At 33.5% G+C, this 22980-nt stretch carries 22 protein-coding genes, 1 pseudogene and 1 riboswitch; of the genes and pseudogenes, 8 read left to right on the top strand and 15 right to left on the bottom strand.

The window, feature by feature from the left end; all coding sequences use genetic code 11:
* Positions 1-79 precede the first annotated feature (79 nt).
* From J3T98_RS07510 to coaA, 6 genes are all read right to left on the bottom strand, one after another.
* Entirely contained in the window at positions 80-5167 is a 5088-nt protein-coding gene (locus J3T98_RS07510; RefSeq protein WP_267362524.1) for an alpha-2-macroglobulin family protein, read from the bottom strand.
* Positions 5168-5426: 259 nt separating this feature from the next.
* Positions 5427-6098, bottom strand: coding sequence for a 7-cyano-7-deazaguanine/7-aminomethyl-7-deazaguanine transporter (locus J3T98_RS07505; RefSeq protein WP_267362523.1), 672 nt, complete (start codon positions 6096-6098; stop codon positions 5427-5429).
* Between the two features lie 38 nt (positions 6099-6136).
* On the bottom strand, positions 6137-6814 hold the full coding sequence (queC, locus tag J3T98_RS07500; RefSeq protein ID WP_255305740.1) for a 7-cyano-7-deazaguanine synthase QueC: 678 nt from the start codon (positions 6812-6814) through the stop codon (positions 6137-6139).
* 16 nt (positions 6815-6830) lie between these two features.
* Positions 6831-7304: a preQ(1) synthase gene (gene queF, locus J3T98_RS07495; RefSeq protein ID WP_065563118.1), complete on the bottom strand. Its 474-nt coding sequence runs from the start codon at positions 7302-7304 to the stop codon at positions 6831-6833.
* 4 nt (positions 7305-7308) lie between these two features.
* Positions 7309-7353: riboswitch (PreQ1 riboswitch) on the bottom strand.
* Between the two features lie 146 nt (positions 7354-7499).
* Positions 7500-7958, bottom strand: coding sequence for a DUF1090 domain-containing protein (locus J3T98_RS07490; protein WP_267362522.1), 459 nt, complete (start codon positions 7956-7958; stop codon positions 7500-7502).
* A 16-nt stretch (positions 7959-7974) separates the two neighbouring features.
* Entirely contained in the window at positions 7975-8910 is a 936-nt protein-coding gene (coaA, locus tag J3T98_RS07485) for a type I pantothenate kinase (RefSeq protein WP_267330625.1), read from the bottom strand.
* 162 nt (positions 8911-9072) lie between these two features.
* Here coaA and yihI point away from each other — a divergent pair, with 162 nt between their 5' ends.
* Both yihI and hemN read left to right on the top strand, forming a co-directional pair.
* Positions 9073-9537 (top strand): Der GTPase-activating protein YihI, encoded by a 465-nt coding sequence (gene yihI, locus J3T98_RS07480; protein WP_065733847.1) that lies wholly within the window; start codon positions 9073-9075, stop codon positions 9535-9537.
* A 240-nt stretch (positions 9538-9777) separates the two neighbouring features.
* Entirely contained in the window at positions 9778-11148 is a 1371-nt protein-coding gene (gene hemN / locus J3T98_RS07475; protein ID WP_416380631.1) for an oxygen-independent coproporphyrinogen III oxidase, read from the top strand.
* Positions 11149-11189: 41 nt separating this feature from the next.
* On the opposite strand, the gene rsmC is transcribed toward hemN, so the two are convergent.
* On the bottom strand, positions 11190-12224 hold the full coding sequence (gene rsmC, locus J3T98_RS07470) for a 16S rRNA (guanine(1207)-N(2))-methyltransferase RsmC (protein ID WP_065563177.1): 1035 nt from the start codon (positions 12222-12224) through the stop codon (positions 11190-11192).
* A gap of 93 nt (positions 12225-12317) precedes the next feature.
* Here rsmC and J3T98_RS07465 point away from each other — a divergent pair, with 93 nt between their 5' ends.
* From J3T98_RS07465 to cyaY, 6 genes are all read left to right on the top strand, one after another.
* Complete coding sequence (locus J3T98_RS07465; RefSeq protein ID WP_065563122.1) at positions 12318-12719, top strand: DNA polymerase III subunit psi; 402 nt, start codon at positions 12318-12320, stop codon at positions 12717-12719.
* Positions 12694-13149 (top strand): ribosomal protein S18-alanine N-acetyltransferase, encoded by a 456-nt coding sequence (rimI, locus tag J3T98_RS07460; RefSeq protein ID WP_065563123.1) that lies wholly within the window; start codon positions 12694-12696, stop codon positions 13147-13149. The genes J3T98_RS07465 and rimI overlap by 26 nt, the downstream gene beginning before the upstream one ends.
* A gap of 21 nt (positions 13150-13170) precedes the next feature.
* Positions 13171-13785 (top strand): thiamine diphosphokinase, encoded by a 615-nt coding sequence (locus J3T98_RS07455; protein ID WP_065563124.1) that lies wholly within the window; start codon positions 13171-13173, stop codon positions 13783-13785.
* Positions 13786-13864: 79 nt separating this feature from the next.
* Complete coding sequence (locus J3T98_RS07450; RefSeq protein WP_065563125.1) at positions 13865-14635, top strand: hypothetical protein; 771 nt, start codon at positions 13865-13867, stop codon at positions 14633-14635.
* Entirely contained in the window at positions 14636-15154 is a 519-nt protein-coding gene (locus J3T98_RS07445) for a surface-adhesin E family protein (RefSeq protein ID WP_267362520.1), read from the top strand.
* A 91-nt stretch (positions 15155-15245) separates the two neighbouring features.
* Complete coding sequence (gene cyaY, locus J3T98_RS07440; RefSeq protein WP_065563127.1) at positions 15246-15554, top strand: iron donor protein CyaY; 309 nt, start codon at positions 15246-15248, stop codon at positions 15552-15554.
* A 60-nt stretch (positions 15555-15614) separates the two neighbouring features.
* Here cyaY and uvrD read toward each other — a convergent pair whose 3' ends face one another.
* From uvrD to lptM, 8 genes and pseudogenes are all read right to left on the bottom strand, one after another.
* Positions 15615-17843, bottom strand: coding sequence for a DNA helicase II (gene uvrD, locus J3T98_RS07435; RefSeq protein ID WP_065563128.1), 2229 nt, complete (start codon positions 17841-17843; stop codon positions 15615-15617).
* 180 nt (positions 17844-18023) lie between these two features.
* Positions 18024-18371, bottom strand: a pseudogene (locus J3T98_RS07430) (HAD-IA family hydrolase); the annotation flags it as partial.
* A gap of 21 nt (positions 18372-18392) precedes the next feature.
* Positions 18393-18737 carry a hypothetical protein gene (locus J3T98_RS07425; protein WP_267362519.1) on the bottom strand — a complete coding sequence of 115 codons (345 nt, stop codon included), beginning with the start codon at positions 18735-18737 and terminating at the stop codon, positions 18393-18395.
* Positions 18737-19660, bottom strand: a complete 924-nt coding sequence (gene xerC / locus J3T98_RS07420; protein WP_065563130.1) for a tyrosine recombinase XerC — start codon at positions 19658-19660, stop codon at positions 18737-18739. The genes J3T98_RS07425 and xerC overlap by 1 nt, the downstream gene beginning before the upstream one ends.
* Before the next feature lie 9 nt (positions 19661-19669).
* Positions 19670-20404, bottom strand: a complete 735-nt coding sequence (locus J3T98_RS07415; protein WP_065563131.1) for a DUF484 family protein — start codon at positions 20402-20404, stop codon at positions 19670-19672.
* A 48-nt stretch (positions 20405-20452) separates the two neighbouring features.
* Entirely contained in the window at positions 20453-21277 is an 825-nt protein-coding gene (dapF, locus tag J3T98_RS07410; protein ID WP_065563132.1) for a diaminopimelate epimerase, read from the bottom strand.
* A gap of 106 nt (positions 21278-21383) precedes the next feature.
* Positions 21384-22637 (bottom strand): diaminopimelate decarboxylase, encoded by a 1254-nt coding sequence (gene lysA / locus J3T98_RS07405; RefSeq protein ID WP_065563133.1) that lies wholly within the window; start codon positions 22635-22637, stop codon positions 21384-21386.
* A 12-nt stretch (positions 22638-22649) separates the two neighbouring features.
* Entirely contained in the window at positions 22650-22781 is a 132-nt protein-coding gene (gene lptM, locus J3T98_RS11230) for an LPS translocon maturation chaperone LptM (protein WP_370632603.1), read from the bottom strand.
* Positions 22782-22980: the final 199 nt, after the last annotated feature.

Raw genomic sequence — 22980 nt, 5'->3', positions numbered from 1 at the left:
ACCCAGCCAAATGTATTTATAAATAAAAATTCCGCCAAATATATTGGCGGAATAATTAGTAACGTATATTAATATCTAATTAATTTTCTTCCTGCTTAGGATTTGAAATAGTCATGAAATCAGGTGATTGTCCTATAGCAAAACGGTCTGGACGATACATAGATTCTACATAAGGATAAGGAATCATGTAATCGCCAGTAGTTACTGCTCTAACTAAATACACTAAACGTTTTCGATATTTATTGCGCCCCACATAATTATTAATGTTAACAGCGGCAACATATCTATCATCTCTATATTCTTGATATTTAATATTACTAGCATCATCATCTCCCATTAATTTAGCTATACCAGGAATTGATGATAAATTCACACTACTATTAGAAAGGTTTTGATTTTCAAGCTCTAGACCAGCTGGTAAGAAATCAACAACCAACGCATCATGAACTTGTTCTTTAGCTATTACATCTAAAACCACAACCATCATAGAACCTACATCTAAATCTGCTGGTGATATTTTATTACCCTGCAAATCATAATACGTACGACTGATGTTAAAGAAACCATCAGCTGAGGTTGGCGCTGGAGGTGTTTTAGAATAACCTGTTACAGAGAACTTAACATATAGTGGCTCATCTGATTCTGAATTATCAATCGATAATCCTTGAGTTAATTTATCAAAATCATATGAATGAGAAAATACTGAATCAACTTCATTAACTTTTCCATTCACTGATACTTTAAATTTATTACCACTTCTATGCTGTTCTAATGACCAACCAGCAATAAACAATGAATTTAATTCTTGTGTTGAGAAATATCGTTTACTGTTTAATAAATCTGATAAATTATACAGATAAGTACCTTGTTTATTCTGAGCTATTTTGTTTTCTATTAATAAAGATAGAATTAATGCTTCATCACGTATTTCACTACCGTAATTACCAAACCAGTGATTATTGTATTGATACGAAGTGCTAAAAACTAAAGGTAATAATTTTTCATAAACATTTTGATTACCATTTAATTTAGCAGCAACCGCTAGTTGAGCTATAGGTAATGGCGAATAGATAAATGACTTATCATTACTTATCTTGTCTGATAAATAATTTATCTCGTTACGCATTGCTGAGGTAACTTTATTTTGTTTAGTTAAAACCATTAATGCATAGGCTTTAATTGACAACTTAGAAAACTCAAAACTACGTGAATCTCCATAATAATCAAAATTATTATATGCAGACGTATCATAGATATATTGACCTAGACGTGTCATTGCTGAATCAAGCGCTTTATCACTAACTTGATAACCTCGTTCTTTAGCTTGCAACAAGAAATCTGTTGCATAAACTGTCAACCAATGCTCTTCTTCACTATGACTATTCCATAGCCCAAAGCTACCATTACTTCGTTGCATTGATAAGATACGTGAAATACCTAATTGCACTTTTTCACGACGCTTCTCATCTGAATCAGTTTTAATACCTAGTTCTGCGAGTTGTTTACTATTAGCATATAATGATGGGAATAAACCACTCGTTGTTTGTTCCAAACAACCGTAAGGATATGCAAATAAATCTTTGATATATTGAGCAATATTTAACGGCGGCTGATTAGAAATGACCAATTGCCCTTCAACAGTGTTATCAATTAATCCTGTTAATGCATCGTTTGGTAATTCCCAATTCTCATTGGCATCTAGTGCTAACACATAAGATCTCGTTGTTCCGGCATATGCAGGCCTTACTCCAATTGACCATGATCTTTCAATTTTAGTGTCAGAATTATCTTCAAGTAAAATACCTTTGACCGCTATCGTTACCGAACCAGTACCATAACCATAATCTGCAATAACAGGGATTTGAATGATATCTTTTTGTTTACTATCAAGTTTGACTGATATCGTTTTGGCTTCATTTTGATGAATCAAACCATTAGTCAATACTTCAACTTTCATATTTTGTGTTTTATCTGTCAAATTATGAAGATCTAACGCTAATACAGCGCGATCACCACCAGATAAGAATCGAGGAGTTGATAATTCAACTATAACCGGAGCTGAAACCTTCATTTTTTTATCAGCTTTACCAAAACGATTATCATCCCATGCTTGAGCCATTATACGTAGCTCACCATTAAAATTAGGTAAAGGTAAATTAATAACACCTTCGCCATTGTCATCTAATTGAATGGTTTTGAGTTGTTGTGCAACAATTAGAACTTCATTTGATGGTTTTTTACCGCCAGCGCCCATCGCATCACCACCAAAGCTCATATTTACATTACGACCAGTAGCTTCAATTAAGCTGCCATAGACATCGTTAATATCTACATTAAAACGTTTACGTCCTAAAAACCAAGCATAAGGATCTGGTGTGACATAATCAGTGATATTTAAAACACCTGAATCAACAGCTGAAACCAATACAGTCACTTTTTTATCTTTTTGGACAGATGGCTTATCCATTTTAATTTTAATTGGCACAACAGTTTCAGGTTCTACTTGTACCGGTGTATCAATTGTCACATTTAATTGACGATTAGACGTATCAATTGGTAAATAAAGTAAACCAATTGCTCGTTTAACTGTTTGCACGGAAGCATCAGTCGAAGGGCGAATAATCATAGCACTAATATAGACATCATGTCGCCCCCATTTTTCAATAGGAATTTCGACATCTAAACCTTCTTCACCCACCGTAATTGCTTTTTTCCAAATCGTCCCATCATTGGTTTCGAGAGAAATATAACCAGAACCAGCTACAGGTGCTTGAACATTAACTTTAGCGACATCTCCAGGATTATAAGATGGTTTATCAATACTTAACTTAACTTGGTCTGGGCGTACAGATTTAGTACCATGAGTATTATCTTCCCAATCATAACCAGCCCAGAATCTGAGACTTGATACGACTTTACTGTTTGTATCTACCACTTCAATTCGGTAAGCACCATAATCAGTAGGTTGATAGGTTATTTTTGTGGTACTGCCTGCCTCAATAGATAACTGATCTTCAGAAACCACAAATTCCTTCGAGTTGGAACTTTGACGCCAACCGTCTTCCTCTGACCAAACCCAATAGTAATCATTACGCTCACGAACTAGTCTAGCTTTTAATGATTTTGTACCTAATTTTTCCCCATCCAAATCAACATAAGCGATTTCGAATTCAGCATTACTATTTATGTCTACAGTTGGACGCTCAAAATAATTATCGCTATTCCAATCATAATATTCTGAGTTTTCAAATAATGCTCGGATTGCCGGCAATTTAGGTGCAGGCCAAATAGTTTGTGTTGCATAACGCGTAACTGGTCTACCACCAGAATCTAGCAAACTAGCTTGTAAAACGACTTTAAGAGGTGATGAGCTTCCAGACCAATAATTATTTTCAATATCAATTTCAGTTAAACCATCGCTATCTAACTTTAACTCTAAAGAATCAAGTTCGCGATATGGATTTTCTTCAGTAGCTGATCCAATTTTGAAGTCATCTAATCCTGCAATGGTATCAACTTTCTTTAAATAAAGATTAGCATCTAAGCGATTACCAGATGCTGGCGCACCATATAAATACCAACCTTTTATATCAAAAGAAACATCTTCACTCTTTAAAATTGGACCATCAGATGAACTGTGTATTTCCATCGCCATACGTTCTGGCAAAAATTCTTCAACTTTAAAATTCCACTGACGATAGTTATCATCACCTAAATTGAAACGAATTAACCAATTACCTGTTGCTGCATCAGCAGGGATAACAAATTGTTGTTGATATAAACCATTGGTATTCACACTGCTTTTTAGTTGATAAGTTTTGACAACTCGACCATTAGAAGAAAACACTTCAGCGACGATTGGTTGATCAGGTAATGGCTGTCCATCTGCATCACGTAATAGTGCATTAAAATAGACGGTTTCGTTCGGACGATAAAGGTCACGAGGGCCAAAAACAAATAATTGTTTTTGGTAGAAAGGTTTGCCCGATAAATTGAAATCAGTTAAATTAAGCGCAGCACGATTAACCATCAAAAATGAAGTTTGCTCGCCATCGGTTGCAGTCAATACGCTATATGCCTTGTTGTTGCCATCGATTTCAACATAGCCATCTTTATCTGTCGTTGCCTTAATATTCTTACACTGCTTATTATTAGATTCGCATAATAATGTTAAATTAATATTAGCTAGTGGCTTACCGTTATCTAAAGCATGAGTCGTTACCGCTAATTTACCATTATCATAACGATGATATGAAACCCCGATATTACTTATTGAAAATATTGTTGCAGGATTTGATTCATTATAAGTACCCGCTTCATTCATTACCGCAATATAAACACCTTCTTGATTAAGTTCAGAAACTGTAGAAAGGTTAACGATAATGGTTTCTTGAGCATTCGGTCTAGGATTAAGATCAAATCTTGAAGAATAAACTAAATCAGTATATTCACTCATACTTTGCGAACGCCAAATTGACAACATATCAATAAAACCATAATTATCAAGTAAAATAGGTAATTTTTCTGGCTTAATTTTGAAAAAGTTTATATCAACTTTATCAACATTGAGCGTATTAATCGGCAATCCACTCATGGATTTACTTGGTAATAAAAATCCAGTACTAGCAAAACCAACCATAGGTTGGCGATCTTGGGTGGTTATTTGAGCTTCATAAACAGATGACAAATGGCTATCATTAATCGCTGATAACATCTTATCAATAGTTAAAACCAATTTACGATTTGGCTGAAGGTAGCGAAGTTTTAATTCAAGGCCATTATCAGACAACTCCCACGCGCCATCAACCACACCACTCTCTTTGTCAACCAATCTTAATAAATTTGAAAAATTCAATTTCGGATTGAGAGGAACGGAAAATGTCACGACTAATGTGCTTGAACCATCAATGATTAATTCTGAACTATCGAGAACTTTTAGATTTTTACCTTTATATTTTTCGATTAATTCAGGCGTTGGATTAAATGGGTTATGAGATTGCGAATTTGTACTCGAATCATGCGTTGTATTACTGGTATTACTGGTATTATTTGTAGTTAACTCGGTTTTATTATTACTTACTGAATCTGTCGATTTATCTTTTTGATTATCACAAGCGCATAATGTCAAAAACAAACCCAACACAGCTAAGTGTTTTATCAATCTCATTGTTTCACCTAATCCTTTTTATTCCTGATAAAAATACTACTTATTTTTTGCTCATATTATGCACTTTCACAAAAACTTTAGCAAAGAAACTTTATTAAGATTTTTAATTTATTTTGAGATAATTAAATTTTTTAAATTGGTAAAAAAAGTTGAGGAGTGGGGTTTTTGAGAGGTTTTTTGGCATTTAGAACTTATCATAACGCTGATAAGCTCTAAATATTAACAATTATTCTGAATAATTAAGTAATTAATCGGGTAGTTATAGTGACTTTATAAGCAGTTTTTTTAAAATAAAATTCAAAATAATGCCATAAAGCGGTAAGAAGAATAATCCACAAATCAAAATTTTAAAACTATAGTCAATTGCGGCAATCTCGATCCAATGATTGGCCATAAATTCGTCGCTACTTTGATAAAAGGCAATGGCAAAAAAGACAATAGTATCAATACTATTACCTAACACCGCTGACGCCGAAGGCGCAACCCACCATGCTTTATTCTTACGTAAATAATTAAACACAGTGATATCCATCAATTGCCCAACTAAATAAGCGGCAAAACTGGCTAAAGCAATACGGAAAACAAAACTGTTAAAATCAGATAAAGCTGAAAATCCCAGCCAATGCCCTTCAAAAAACACAACCGAAATGGAATAAGAGAACAGTAATGCCGGTATCATAACAACAAAGATAATTTTTCTGGCAAGACTAGCACCAAATACCCGAATGGTTAAATCGGTGGTTAAAAAGATAAATGGAAAGGTAAATGCTCCCCAAGTGGTATGAAAACCGAAGATATCAAATGGGATTTGTACCAGATAATTGCTTGAAGCAATAACTAAAATATGAAAAAACGAAAGCCAGCCAAGAGCCTTCATTTGTTGAGTATGAGTAAATTTGCTCGTTTGTTCTGAATTAGTGTTCAGATACATAAGTTTTTCCTTTTTTAATGGGGTGAGTGAACCCAGTGTTAATTTGATTGATTAAGGTATTGAGTTAAACCTTTATCTCGAAGGATACAGCTTGGACATTTACCACATCCCCCCTCTACCCCATAATAACAAGTGTGAGTGTGTTGCCGGATATAATCAAGATAACCGAGTTTATCAGCCATTTCCCATGTTTGCGCTTTAGTTAGATACATTAATGGGGTGATGATGTTAAACGTGTAATCCAAGGCTAAATTCATCGAAACATTCATGGATTTAATAAAGATATCTCGACAATCCGGATAACCACTAAAATCGGTTTCACATACCCCAATAATGATATCTTTAATACCGTGCTGTTTGGCATAGCACCCAGCTAACAATAAAAATAGCATATTACGCCCGTCAACAAAGGTATTGGGATAATCCCCTTCTTGGGCTGATTTAATCTCTTGCGAGTCATCAATCAAGGCATTATTAGTTGTTTGTTTGATCACTGAAGTGTCAATGACGGTTTGCTTTACACCAAGATCGTCAGCAATCCATTTGGCTTTTTCAAGCTCAATGGCATGTCGTTGACCATATTGAAAGCTAATTGTTTCAACGTTTTCACGCCCATAATCAGCAATGGCTTGCAGTAAACAGGTAGTAGAATCTTGCCCACCAGAAAATATCACTAGTGCTTTACGATTTTGCATTTTTAACGGTTCCGATTTAATTTGTGTACGAAAAAAATTAACGATTATCGACTTTTTCAGGATAAAGATCGTGATTAGCTAAACGATTAAGCGCAATTTGTTCCCAGTTAGTACCAGGTTTACCGTAATTAGCATAAGGGTCGATAGAGATACCACCACGTGGTGTAAATTTCCCCCAGACCTCAATATATTTAGGATCCATTAATTTAATCAGATCTTTCATAATGATATTAATGCAATCTTCATGATAATCACCGTGATTACGAAAGCTAAATAAATAGAGTTTGAGCGATTTACTTTCCACCATCTTTATATTGGGGACATACGAAATATAAATCGTGGCAAAATCAGGTTGACCAGTGATAGGACAAAGGCTGGTAAATTCCGGGCAATTAAATTTAACAAAATAATCATTACCGGGGTGTTTATTATCAAAGGTTTCTAAAATATTAGGACAATAGTCAGTTGGATAGCGAACAGATTGGTCGCCAAGTAGTGTAATGTTGCTCATTAAATTTTCCTTAGTTTTTTAGCGTGGGAGGTTCACGAACCACGTAATAAGGCGCACACCTTACTCTTTTTAGGCAGAAAAGTCTAGTTTAAGCACATTATCTTTTATCAATAAAAAAGCACCATTAACGCTCGATTAATGGTGCTTATCTAACAAAAAAGTTGAGGAAGGCACTTTTTTGCGTTTAACTTTACTCTATTTGTTGCTAGTCATTTGTTTGTAATAATCAGCAAGTTTATCTTTAGCATCAGATAACTCTTTTTCAGCATCATTTAATTTAGCTTTTAATGCATCAATTTTATCTTGATTTGCATTGAGTTTGTCTTTTGCATATTCTTTAGTCTTTTCTGCTAATTCTTTAGTTTTATCAGTAACATCTTTAGTTTTTTCAACCACTAATCTTTTATATTTTTCTTCTAATGTTTCATCTTTACAATTGGTATTAACTTCTTGAAGTGCTTTTTCAAGACCTGCAACTTCATTAGCATTATTGGCATTCTTAGCTTGATCTATTTTAGTTTGGATTGCTTGTTTTTTTCCGTCACAATTTAACCCTTGGTATTCATCATTATTTGTTGCATAACTGTTTACAGAAAATGCAGTAACTAAAGTGATAATGCTTAACTTACTTAATAACCTAATTGCTGATTTCATATTGATTCCCCTAAGTTTATTTTCTTAATTGAACACAATCTACTTTATGATCTTTACCTTTGGTTAAAATCAAACTTGCTCGTTCCCGTGTTGGCAGGATATTTTCGATCAAATTCAATTCATTAATTTCTCGCCAAAGGCGGTTAGCAATATTCACAGCCTCTTCCTCGGGAAGCTTAGAATAGTGGTTAAAGTAAGAGTTAGGATCACTAAATGCCCCAGCTCTAAATTTTAAAAATCGATTCACATACCAATCGTGTAATAAGGGTAATTGTGCATCGACATATATTGAAAAGTCTACATAATCGGAAACAAACACCCGATTGTTAGCCTGTGTATAATTTATGGTGCCTTGTAAAACATTTAATCCTTCAAGAATTAAAATATCTGGACTGTCGATAGTAATCTGTTCGTCTTCAACAATATCGTAAACCAAATGAGAATAAACGGGTGCTTTAACTTCTGACTGACCTGACTTTACATCAGCAACAAAATTAATTAACTTTCTGATATCATAAGATTGAGGAAATCCTTTCTTATTCATGATACCACGTTCTTCAAGATAACGATTGGGATATAAAAAGCCATCGGTCGTTACTAACGCAACTTTGCGATGTTCCGGCCAACGAGTTAATAATGCTTGTAAGACACGAGCTGTGGTGCTTTTACCAACAGCAACACTACCAGCAATACCGATAACATAAGGTATTTTCTGACTTTTACCTAGAAACTTTGATAAGACTGCCTGACGGCTAAAACTATTGCTTATATAATAATTGAGTAATCGAGATAAAGGCAAGTAAATTTCACTTACTTCATCCATAGACAAATCTTCATTAATTCCTTGTAACGAGGTTAATTCTTCAGCAGTTAAAGTCATCGGTACCGCATTACGCAAACCAGCCCACTCTTGTCGGGTAAATTGCATATAAGGGCTCAAATGATTTTTCATGTTTTATTTGCTCAATATTTAAAAATTATTTGGCTCAGATTATACTAAATCTATTTTTTTACAATCATAAATTCGCATTAACTTCTGCTCATAGCTATATTAATGACTTGCTGGTAAAATATGTTTAAGTAAATTTATAACCAGATATTAAATTGAGATTGTATGTTAAAAAATAAATCGAAAAAAACCCGTCAAGAGATTAATGAAGAGTCTCGAGAACTTAAGCGAAAACGTAAACATAAAGGTTTACCTAGTGGTTCTCGTTTTAACGGCAAACAAAACAATAAAAAAACGTCAAATATCATTAAAGATCCGCGAATTGGTAGTAAAAAACCAATTTCATTAGTGCAAACGGATGATCCAATTATAAAAGTTAATCAACCTAAAAAGGTCAAATTAACACCAGAACAAGAATTAGACCAGCTTGAAAATGATACTAAACTTGACCATTTACTTGATTTAGTTGAGCAAGGCAAAACATTGACTAATGAACAACAATCTTATCTTGATAATAAACTAGATCGCATTGATCAACTGATGAAACAATTAGGTTATGAAGATAATGATTTTGATGACGAGTTAGAAGAGCCTAAAGAAGATATTGTCAGCTTACTTAAACGTAATTAAGTTAGATTTATTTAATATGAACTAGAAATTTATAATTTCATTTTCCAAATAATGTCAATAAAGAGTCATTAACCATGCCAATATTTATTATGCTCGGTTTATATTTGGGATTATTTATCTGCACATTATTGTATTTGAAAAAAATCAATCGTATTAAAATTAAAGCGCAAATTAAAAAGCGTAGTAAAGCAAAATGTGATGGAAACAACAATGTCAAAAGCAGGATTAAATAAACACAATATGATTCAATCTCAGCTATGGGACCAAGCATTAATAGAAAAGTATAACTATTCCGGCCCAAGATATACTTCATATCCAACTGCGCTTGAATTTAATGAGCAGTTCACTGAACAAAACTTTCTTTCAGCTGCCACACGTTATCCTGAACGTTCATTATCACTATATGTGCACATTCCGTTTTGCCATAAACTTTGTTACTTTTGCGGTTGTAATAAACTTATTACCCGGCAAACCCATAAAGTTACCCAGTATCTCGATATACTAGATATTGAAATTGCTAAACGGTCAGAGTTGTTCAAAAATCGTATTGTAAGCCAAATGCATTGGGGCGGAGGCACTCCTACTTTTTTGACTGATGATGAAATGACACGATTAATCACATCAATCAGGCAGCACTTTAACTTTACTCAAGATGCTGAATTATCAATTGAAATAGACCCCAGAGAAATCAGTACACAAACAATCGATCATCTTTCTGAACTAGGCTTTAATCGGTTAAGTATGGGAATTCAAGATTTCAATCATGAAATTCAGAATCTAATTAACCGAGAACAAGATGAAAATTTAATCCGCTCGTTGATTGCTCGAGCACGAAAAAATAATTTTCGATCAATTAGCCTCGATTTAATTTATGGATTACCTAAACAGACCGTTGAAAGTTTTACCGAAACTTTAAATAAAGTTATTGATATTTCACCTGATAGATTAAGCGTTTTTAATTATGCCCATTTACCTAGTCGTTTTGCTGCGCAACGTAAAATCAAAGATTATGATTTACCTAACGCTAATCAAAAATTAAAGATCTTACAAACTAGTATAGAAAAATTAACTCAAGCCGGTTATCAATTTATCGGTATGGATCATTTTGCCAAACCAACCGATGAGTTGGCTATTGCTCAACAAGAAAATAAATTGCATCGTAACTTTCAAGGATACACAACTAAAGGAGATTCAGATTTATTGGGTCTTGGTGTGTCAGCTATTAGTATGTTGGGTGATAGTTATGCACAGAACCATAAAGATCTAAAAAATTATCAAACTTTAGTTAAACAACAAGGTAATGGTTTATGGAAAGGATTTACCTTAAATCAAGATGACAAAATAAGAAGAGACATCATTAAGCAACTTATTTGCCATTTTTACCTTGATAAAAAACAAATTGAACAACTTTATGCGATTAAATTTGATGACTATTTTACTGAAGATTTAAAACTATTAGCACCATTGGAACAAGATGGTTTAGTCCTAGTTGGTAATGATAGCATCGTTGTCCAACCTAAAGGGCATTTGCTTATTCGAAATATTTGTATGTGTTTTGATATTTATATGCGACGATTGGTTCGACAACATCAATTTTCACGCGTGATCTAGTTCACTCTACTCACGCATGAATGTTTGATTATCATTTACTATTAATGACTGGCTAAATAGACTTTAAATTTTGTTGTTTGAGCAATAATTTCAACACTTTTAAAGGTTTCATCCAAAATCGATTGATAAGGCAAAAATGAATTTGCCACAATACAAAGATAACCATTTAATTTTAAGTGTTTTTTAGCCTCTTTAATCAGTTTGTTTACTGCTGTATAACTTGTCTCTTTACCATCATGAAAAGGTGGATTAGAGATGATTAAGTGAAATTTATCGTTGATATCTGAAAATACATCACTAGCAATAACATTTGCAGAAAGATTATTACAAGCTAAGGTAGCTTTGCTTGACTCTAACGCCATACTACTGACATCGGTTAATGTTAAACTTATATCTTGATATAACTTACCTAAAACTGTTGTTAATATGCCTGAGCCACAGCCTACATCTAGGATATTACCTTTAATAATATCACTCTGTTCCATCAATGCATTTAACAGAAGCTCACTACCCGCATCTAATCCTTTTTGGCTAAATACACCTGGTAAGCTTTTAATTTCGATATCTTGGTTTTCAATGGTTAAATGATAACTTAGCCACCACTCTTTTAGTTCAAAAGCTAAACGGCTATCAGCACGAAAATGATACAGACCACATCGCCTTGCACTATCTATTTTTTGTATAGAGCCAAAATCAGCCAATAATCCTTCAACACTTTTTACACCAGTCCGATTTTCACCAATAATAAAAATATCACTCTCTTTAGGCATATTATTTAATAAAAATGATAACTGAAATTGCGCTTCACTCTTAGTTTTAGGCCAATAATATATGAGTGTATTAACATTGTTATAAAAAGACTCGTCAGGATAGAGCGAAAAATTGGAGCTTTCAGCTCGTTTCGAGTGTTTAAAATTTAAAAATGTGTGATACTGCGAGCAGTGAATCTTAACCAAATTAGCTGATATAACAGCTGGGTAATTATCTTGGATATCACCTGCAATAAGAATATTTTTATCATCAAAAAAGGATTGATGACGTTCAAGTACTTGGCTAGCAGGAGTAAATGCGGATATTGCCATAATGCCTCAATGAAAAACCTTTATAAATTGAAGCGAAGATTATACAATTAACTTTCTTTAATCCCTAATAAAAACAGTAATCCGACAATGACAGCAACTGATTGGTATCTAAAGCAATGTGATATTACCCAATATGTTTTACGCAATTCTGCCGTTTTTCAAGGTGAACTTGCTACACATATCGACGATAAAATTCGTTTAATCGTCGTTGCTAAAAAGCAACCAACACAAAAAATTTATTATGATATTTTAAAAGCTATTGATTTAACTGAAGAGCAAGTTTTATTTCTTACGCCTTCGCAATTAATAATACCGGCTAATGAAGTAAAAGTTGTAACTTGGTTTATTGACATAAACAGCCATGAACAATGGCAAAATAAATTAACGATTAAAACCAGCGATTTAGTTTCGCTAGCCAAAGATCCACAACAAAAGCGACAGCTTTGGCTACAATTATGTGAATATGAAAACGATTTCCATCCTAAATGAAAATGATCTAGCAGAAGCCTATGAGTTAGAGCGATTATGCTACCCTATTCCTTGGTCTAAAGAGACTTTCTTTTCAAATCAAGGAGAACGTTATTTAAACCTTAAAATAACCGTTGATAATAAAATTGTAGGCTTTTGTATTTGCCAACAAGTAGCTGATGAAGCAAGTTTATTTAATATTGCCATACATCCTAAATACCGGAATCAAGGGTTAGCAAAAACATTATTAAACCAGTTGATTAATGATTTAATGGCAATGCCAAGTAAAATTTCGACAATCTGGTTAGAAGTAAGAAAATCAAATTCGCCAGCACTTGAGTTATATCACTCAATAGGGTTCAATCAAATAACTATTAGAAAAAATTATTACCCAACCACCGATGGTAATAAAGAAGATGCAATTATTATGGCTTATACTTTAGCGTTATAAAATGTTTTAATGGGAGTAATAATGTTCACAGCACTGTTATTTGTAAATGGCGAACCACCTAAAAATCTACCTTCCCATTTAGGTAATTATAATTATATCGCATGTACTGACGGTGCATATCATAGTTATCTATCTAAATCTTCAATTAAACCAGATTTTATAATCGGTGATTTAGATAGCATTAACTCCAATATGACGATTCCCGATAAAACCCAAATCATTCATACACCAGATCAATCTAAAACTGACTTTGAAAAAGCGTTGTTGTTTTTAAATAGTAAAGGAGTCACATCATTTACCATATATGGTGCATCAGGACGAGCCAGTGACCACTTTCTAGGTAACTTATCGGTTGCTATGCAATATCATCAACAATTAAAAATGCTGTTTTATGATGATTATTGTCACTTTTTCTTCGCAACTAATCATCAAATTATCCGTCATGTTAAATACCATATTATTTCATTAATGCCTCTATCCAAAGTTACAGGGTTAACTATAACCGGTTTTGAATACCCATTACATAATCAAACTTTATCTTTAGGTAGTTTTACTAGTCTACGTAATAAAGCTATTAATGACACTGTCAAAATTTCTTTTAATGCTGGTCATTTATTGATTTTTGTTCAAAATTAAAACTGTTTAGATTGACATCAACTTACATTGCTTTACAATATTGTGACGTTTTATTAGCGATTTTTTAAAGGAACAGCCCATGCTTTTCAAAAAACTTACTGTTATTGCTTGTTCTTCGCTCATGTCTTGCATGGCTTTTGCTCAAGACAATAAAGCAAGTGTAACAGATAAGATAGTCGATACTTTTCTTGCATGTGATAATCAATTTTTCCAAAATCTAGCTGAAAATAAAAAAACATTTAGCGAGTATGTTGATTTAACCACAAAAGATAACGTGACATTTATTCCTGTAGAATCAATTTATCAACAAGATAAAAATAAAGTTATTTTTAAAAAACCACTTAAATATCGTGGGTTAACTATTACGGGATATCAAGACATATATATTCCAACAAATTTATCTGGAAAATATTATTATTGGGGTTTTATTTTTGATAATAGCCAAGAAGAAATTATCAATGCATTAAAAAATATAAAATGGTCAAATTATAATGAAAATGTTTATATTGCTAATGCTAAAATTTATGATCGCAATGCTAAATCCCCTGAATGGGAAGAGAACCTTTATGCAATTGATGGCGTAGTGCCAAGACTTGGGACAATTGAAAAATCTCTATACTTAGAGAACATAGACAACAACTATAATCGCGTTCTTTGCTCTATTCAGGGCGATTTAAAGAAAGATATTCTTTATAAAGATCGTCCAGATATAAAGCCATTTGATGAACAGATAAAAAAAGAACAGCAAGAAAAGATCGAAGCTTATAAATTAAAAAAAGAACAAGAAAAAAATAATGCAACACAAGAATCAAGTGAAGGCAAGAGCTCAAAAGAGGGAGATAACATTTAAATGAAAAAATTATGCTTAGTCTTAATTCTTTTTTCTTTTGCAACTATAAGCTATGCAACAGATGAAAAGCGGCCACTTACTGAAGAAGAGAAAGCTACTCAAGCAAAAGAAGTTAAGGAAATGTTGAGCAATCCTAAAATCGGTGAGCAATTTACACCTATTTCAAAAAATGATGAAGATAATAAGGTTGGTTACTCATTCCTTGATAAAAAATCGATAAAGTTACACTCGTTCAATCCTCGAATTCGTGTCTTTAAAGAAGTGATCAATTATACTCCTGCATTAGTACAAAACATAGATAATGTGAAAACACCCTATCGCACTATTGTCGTTAACTATTATGCTAATTGTGACAAAAAAGAAATTGCTAAAGGACAACTTGATTTAGTTGAAAAAAACTTCGCAGAGGGTAAATTAATTAATAATATCAATATTCCAAATCGTTGGATGCGAGCCGAAAAAAATGATGAAAATTATAAATTATTAATAATGGTTTGTTCATTACCTCTCAATCAGTAACACTGAATTTACCTTCGCCACCTAGCTGTGGCGGAGTCTCTCTATTTATGCTACTATTCCTATATTAATTGCTCAATATAATCACACCAATATGAACGTCACTCAATTTCATACTCTAACAGATCAACTTTTCAATCAAATTGAATCATACCTTGATGATTATGTTGATGAGCATGATATCGATTTAGATTACGAAACTAATGGTAATGTTATTAATATCAGCTTTCCAAATAACAGTAAAATTATCATTAATACACAAGAACCTTTATTTCAAGTTTGGTTAGCAACAAGAAAACAAGGCTATCACTTTGACTTTATTAACAACAAATGGATTTGTAATCGATCAGATCAAACATTTGAAGATATTTTCACCCAAGCTGTAGAAGAACAAGCTGAATAATTTTCATAAAAAAGGCGGTAAATTAATATTTAGCGCCAATTTTATTAAAATAGATGGCATTTATAATAATGTCAGATTTGCTAATTTTATTACTAACCATTTAATACCAACATCAACGAAAGCGATTTGAACTCGCCTATGATCACCTTCACCATCAAGATTGATAATTGAGCCCTCACCAAAACGGTTATGTTTAACCTTTCTACCTAATGTATAACCATCATCTTCCTTTTTCTTTTTAGAATAAGATTTTTTACGTTCTTGATAAAACTCATCATCTTTATTTTGGTAACCAGATCGCCCTCCAAATGAAGAGAAACTACCTTGGTAATAAGTTTCATTTAAGTTTTCAACTGGCAACTCATCTAAAAAACGCGAAGGTAAATTTCGTTCTTCTCGCCCATAGAGTCGTCTTTGTTCTGCCAATGAAAGTGTTAAGTTTTTTCTTGCTCGCGTTATACCAACATAAGCTAAACGTCTTTCTTCTTCCATTTTATCGACTTCTTGAATAGAACGTTGTGTAGGGAAGATACTCTCTTCCCAGCCTACAATAAAGACATTGTCAAATTCTAATCCTTTTGCTGAATGTAGCGTCATCAATTGGACAGAATCTTGGTTAGTACCCACATCACGGCTTTCAAGCGATGTAACCGATAAGAATGATTCTAAAATTGTTAAAGGTTTACCTGTTTCAGCATCTTCAATCACAGTATTTTGATTGACACGGTAAAATTGCTCAGCTGCAGAAACAAGTTCTTCAAGGTTTTCTAACCTTGCCTGACCTTTTATACCCGGCTCTTGTTCATACATTCGCAAGACACCTGATAATGTAATAATCTTCTCTAATTGTTTATAAAAAGGTAAGTCATTAACTTCAGCGTGAATCGATTGCATTAAATGGATAAATCGACTTATGTCTGTAAGTTGTCTATCAGAAAGTCCCTTCTTTTCAATTAACGTTAAGCAAGCATCCCATAACGACATAGCTTTATGTTTAGCAAAATGTCTAATTTTATCTAAAGTAACTTGGCCTATACCACGAGTTGGCGTATTTATAGTTGCTTCAAATGCCATATCATTGTTATGGTCATGTAATAGACGTAAATAAGCAAGAGCCAATTTAACCTCTTGCCTTTCATAGAATCTAATCGAACCATAAATTTGGAAAGGTATGCCATTTTGCATTAATGTATCTTCAAAAATCCGAGATTGAATATTATTACGATACAAAATCGCACAACTAGAGTAATTTTGACCTTGCTCATGGAATTTTTTTATTTGGCCAACAACAAATCTTGCCTCATCGGCATCATTAAAACCTCTGTAAAGCAAGATTTTTTCACCATCGCCACTATCGGTCCATAAATTTTTACCTAACCGATTCTTATTGTTAGCAATCAATTTATTTGCAGAATCTAAAATCAACCCTGTGGATCGATAATTTTGCTCTAAGCGAACAATTTCAGTGTCGGGGTAATCATTGATAAATAATTGAAGATTATCGGCATTAGCTCCACGCCAACTATAAATTGACTGGTCATCATCACCAACAATCATGATATTGGCTGTACTACCCGCTAATTTTTGTACAAATCGATATTGAATTCTATTAGTATCTTGAAACTCATCAATGAGAATATTTGAAAAACGATTACGGCAATAATCTAAAACATTCTCATCACTACAAAGTAATTCATAAGCTCTCAGAATTAACTCAGAAAAATCAACATAGCCAACTTTATCGCAAATTGCTTGATAATCACGATAGATTACTTGCCACATAACTTGTTTTGGATCTTCTGGTACCAAGTCTTTAGCGCGAAATCCTTTCTCTTTTTGCGCAGAAATATAATTAGCACACTCTTTTGCTGACCATTGCTTTTCATCTACTTGAAGTTCTCGGAAAATTCGCTTGATAAGTCGAATCTGATCTTCTGTATCAATAAGCTGAAAATTATCTGGAAGGTTAGCTTGTTGAGGAAACATGCGTAATAAGCGATGAGTCAAACCGTGGAAGGTACCTACCCACATTCCATTTAAATATCTTTCACCAACTAACGATTCAATTCGCTCTTGCATTTCAGCAGCAGCTTTATTGGTAAAAGTAACCGCAAAAATCGAACCGGACGAATAATTCTTCTCAACACAGAGCCAAGCAATTCGATGGACAAGTACACGAGTCTTACCACTTCCGGCACCAGCAAGTACAATAGTATATTGATTATCTGTAACTACTGCAGTTTGTTGTTCTGTGTTAAGGTCTTCTAATAATGATTGCTTAATGTTCATTATGTGTTAATCCATTCCGATTACATAAACCACTATTAATTATTGATACATTGAATCTTTTTAAAATTGCCATTTTCTTTATAATATTTTTGGTGAGTCTATTAAAAAAATAAAGACAGGTAGTAAATGCAAACTTATTTACATCTAACTGTACTGTCTTTTTATACACATATGCGATAATTATAACAGATTATCTAATTCTATCAATCGGCTTATCTCAATATGAGGTAAGCACCTTGCATCAGTAAGATGATAAATATCTTGCTCAAAGATATTTATCCAACACGATAAATAATCATTATTGATGGCGCCATTAACATCAGTCTCTAAATTGTCGCCGACATGTAATATATATTTATTGGGTATGGATAATTTTTTTGCAGCCAAATCAAAAATTTCTGGAAATGGTTTTGAACGTCCATCCGGTCCACCACGTAAAGAAAATTGGAAATAGTCTCCCAATCCGATTTTATTTACATCGACATTACCATTAGTAATTACAGCTAGTGGATATTTTTTTGCTAGTTTAGTTAATAAAGTATGTGTTGATTAAGGAATAACCATCTTATGCCGCCAAACATTGAAACAATCTACAGCATCATCAATTATCTGAGGATGTTGAGACACGGGTATACTAGTTCTATTCAATAATGATTTTATAGTATCTATCCGCCAAACTATCACATCATGATAAACTTCCGGATTGATTGAGAGCACCAAACTTTTTTCTTGGAAATATAAATCTAACGTTAAATTTTGAAACTGTTCATATTTCTGTAAATTTTTTATCATTTCCTCTTCAGCTTTATCTACAATCATACTATTATCATATAGAGTATCATCTAGATCGAAAGTGATCGCTTTAATGCAGTCAATTGAACGATAAAAATGCATTACTTTTTCCCTCTTTTAGCTCGTGGATGAGCAGAATCATAAACTTCCGATAAATGTGAAAAATCCAGATGAGTATAAACTTGTGTAGTGGATAAATCAGCATGACCTAGTAATTCTTGTACTGCTCGCAAATCACCACTCGATTCAAGCATATGTGTTGCAAATGAATGGCGTAGTTTATGTGGGTGAACATGTGAACTTAATCCTTGTTTGATACCCCATTGAGCAAATCGTTTCTCCACATTACGAGGAGAAATTCGTTTCCCCAATTTAGAAATAAATAGTGCATCATCCTGAGGTTTTAATTCATTTCGCATGGTTAACCAATATTCAATCCATTTTACAGATTCTCGCCCTAAAGGTAATTTCCGTTCTTTATTACCTTTTCCCATTACCCGGACTTCCCCTTCCCTTAAATTTAGCTCTCGACAATTAATGTTAACTAATTCAGAAAGACGTAATCCAGAACCATACATAACTTCGAGCATAGCTCTATCGCGCACAGATAATGGATCGTTATATTCAATATCTAGTAATTGATTAACCTCATCAATATCGATATTTTTAGGAAGATGCTGGCCTAATTTAGGGTTAACTACACCTCGAGCAGGATTGACGGAAATCATTTCATTCTTCACCATCCAATCGAAAAAACTTCGCAGTGCAGACAATCGTAAGGAGAGACTTCTTGCTTGTAAACCGGTTTGCCGACTTCTGCTAATTAATAATCGTACAGCTGACGAATCAATAGCTTGCCATTTTTCAATATCCAGATCCTTGGTTAAATCGATAATGGCATAAAGTTGACGGCGATAATTAACTTGTGTGTTTAGGCTAAGTTGTTTTTCTGATTTTAGATAGTTTAAGAAATGCTCAACCGGCTCAGCTAATAAAGTGGAATAATTTGGATTAGTTTTAGCCATCATCGTTCCTTACTTTCTTCGCATAATCCATTTTTCAATCAAAATAGGTAATATCTCACTAACTTTCTCTAATAACAAAGTTCCTTGCCCAACTTGATAATGTTGTGGATCTGGGCTAGTAAACATCAAAAGACCGAGGTCCCCAAATTGACCAAATAATGATAATGCAACTGATCCGACATAACCATGCTGCGGTAATAAAAAATCTAATTCAGTTGTGTTTAATTGACCTAAATAAAATTGACTATACTGTAGATGACGAACACGAATAAAATCAAATTGTAATGAATTTAAGGCTAAATGATGATAGCTAGATGGCGCACTAAGTAACCATTTATCATCGAAAAGATATAAATAAGCACCATTGAGCCCTAAATCTTTAGCCCAATTTTTTAAAGATACAATTAATTCATTAATATCTTTTGCTTTAATTAAGTCGAATTGCAATTTCATTAACTGATTAAAAAGCAGTTCATTAGCACTAGCATGCTCCATTAGCATGGTAATTTCAGACTCTAACTGATTAATTTTATTACGCTGTCTAGCCATGTGCCATTCAGGTAACGAAATAATTCCGCGAACTGGATGTGGTACACGCATTCGTTCAATCTGAGCAGCATTACGAATGAAGAAATCAGGATTATCAATGATATACTGACTGACCATTTCATCATTCAATTTGACAAAGTTTTTTTGTCGACGATGAGGCTTATATTTAACTGTCTGTGCTTTTTTTATGACCATAATTTATTTCTATCGTACTCAGTATCAAATCCTAAATTACATCAGTTATTAAATTGAAATATAACCATCATATACATGTGTTGCTGGTCCAGTCATATAAAGGGGTTGCTGATTGCCTTTCCATTCGATAATTAATTTGCCACCAGGTAAATTAACATTTACTCGTGGATTTAAGAGTCCTTGATTAATACCAACTGCGACAGCCGCACAAGCACCAGTACCACAAGCCTGTGTTTCACCAACACCTCGTTCAAATACGCGCAAATTAATATTATTTCGATCGATAATATGCATAAAACCAATATTTGCTTTTTCAGGAAAACGTTCATGTTGCTCTAACAGTGGACCAAGCGTTGATACTTGAGCTGTTAATATATCATCAACCTGAATAACACAATGCGGATTACCCATTGAAGCAACGCCACACAGAACTGTTTGTTCTTGTGCACGAATAATATAAGTTTTTTCTTCTTTAATGGCTTTGAAAGGAATTTTACTCGGCTCAAAAATAGGGGTTCCCATATTAACACGTACGGTTTCATCATCATTAACCGTCAATACAATATTACCTTTCATAGTACTTACTTTTAAAACACGTTTTTTCGTCAACCCTTTCAAACGAACAAAACGAGCAAAACAACGTGCACCATTACCACATTGTTCTACTTCTGAACCATCTGCATTAAATATGCGATAGTGGAAATCGCTTTCTGGCGAATAAGGTGGTTCAACAACAAGTAACTGATCAAAGCCAATACCGGTATAGCGATCTGACATGCGCTTAATCAATTCGCTCGAAAGATGAACATTTTGCGTTAGTGCATCAATAACCATAAAATCATTACCTAATCCATGCATTTTAGAAAAGTTCATCTTTGCTTACCTTTTTTTAATTACCTATTACTCTAATTAAGTTTAATTAATAAAGCGCTTTATTTGCCAAGCGAATGAGTCCATCGCATCACACACTCTTAAAAGATTATAATACTAATTCACCACGCCATAAATCATCAAACGTCTCACGTTTTCGAATTAACTTATATTGTTTTCCTCCTTCAAGCAAAACTTCAGCTGGACGTGGGTGACTATTATAATTTGACGCCATACTAAAACCATAGGCACCAGCACTACAAATAACCAATAGATCACTTTGTTCAACGGACAACTCTCGTTGATAAGCTAACACATCGCTAGATTCGCAGATTGGTCCAACGATATTGTAACATTCTTTTTTATCAGAACTTTTTGGTTCTCTGACTGGCAAAACTCGCATCCAAGCTTTATAAAGAGCTGGTCGAATTAAATCATTCATTCCCGCATCAACAATAGCAAAATGGTTACCATCTTGATGTTTAGTGTATTCAACTTTAGTAATTAATAAACCAGCATTAGCCACAATTGAGCGGCCTGGTTCAAAAATAATTTCAAGATCAGCATAATTGGTTAATTTCGCGAGTAACTCTGAAACAAGTGTAGATGCAGAAATAGGTGTTTCATTATCATAACAGACCCCTAATCCACCACCTAAATCAATATGTTCAAGGTGAATATTTTCTGCTTTGAGTTTATCAACCAATATTAAAATCCTATCAGCAGCATCTAAAAATGGCGATAATTCTGTTAATTGAGAACCAATATGGCAATCAATACCAACTATCTTAATATGGTTTAAACTAGCCGCTTTGCGGTATACATCAAGGGCTAATTGATAACTTATGCCGAATTTATTTTCACGCAATCCTGTTGAGATATAGGGATGGGTTTTGGCATCCACATCAGGATTAATTCTTAATGAAATTGTTGCAATTTTACCTAATTGTTGAGCAATTTCGTTGATACGATATAATTCCGCCTCCGACTCAACGTTGAAACATTTAATACCAACTTCAAGCGCACGTTTGATTTCTTCAATAGATTTTGCGACACCAGAAAAAACTATCTTTCTAGGTTCGGCACCTGCTTTTAGCACCCTTTCTAATTCACCCTGCGAGACAATATCAAAACCAGCACCAAGTTTTGCCAACAAATTTAAAACCGATAAATTACTGTTAGCCTTAACTGCATAACAAATTAGATGTTTCTTATCTTGAAGAATTTGCTGATAAGCAAGAAATTGTTTTGTCATATGAGCAGCAGAATAGACATATAACGGAGTTCCATATTGCTTTGCTAGATCAGAGATAGCGACTTCATCTGCCAATAACTGACCATTACAATAATGTAAAAATTTCATTGAATTATTCCTTTAAGCTATGTTACTCACATCATTAGATTGAACAAATGTGCTTGACTGCTCATTAGGATAATATAATGGGCCTTTTAAACCGCAACCAACTAATGTCAAGATGGCTAATAATATGGAGAATAATTTGATCATTGATTTCATATAATATTCGCAATTCTTTCATTTTGTTATAATGACCATTATATTACACGATAGGCCAATTAGTGGAAAGAATAAATAAAAATCTCTTAATATTAATATGTTGCTATAAAAGAGTTTAATAAGATCTTAAGGTTAAAAATAACATGTCATTCTGATGCGTTCTGATGACTATTTTTTTAATTCGACTGAA

Origin of the sequence: Gilliamella sp. B2772 (genome assembly GCF_026536985.1) — a bacterium.
Taxonomy (GTDB): Bacteria; Pseudomonadota; Gammaproteobacteria; order Enterobacterales; family Orbaceae; genus Gilliamella; species Gilliamella apicola_E.
This window is presented reverse-complemented; position numbering and strand designations above follow the sequence as displayed.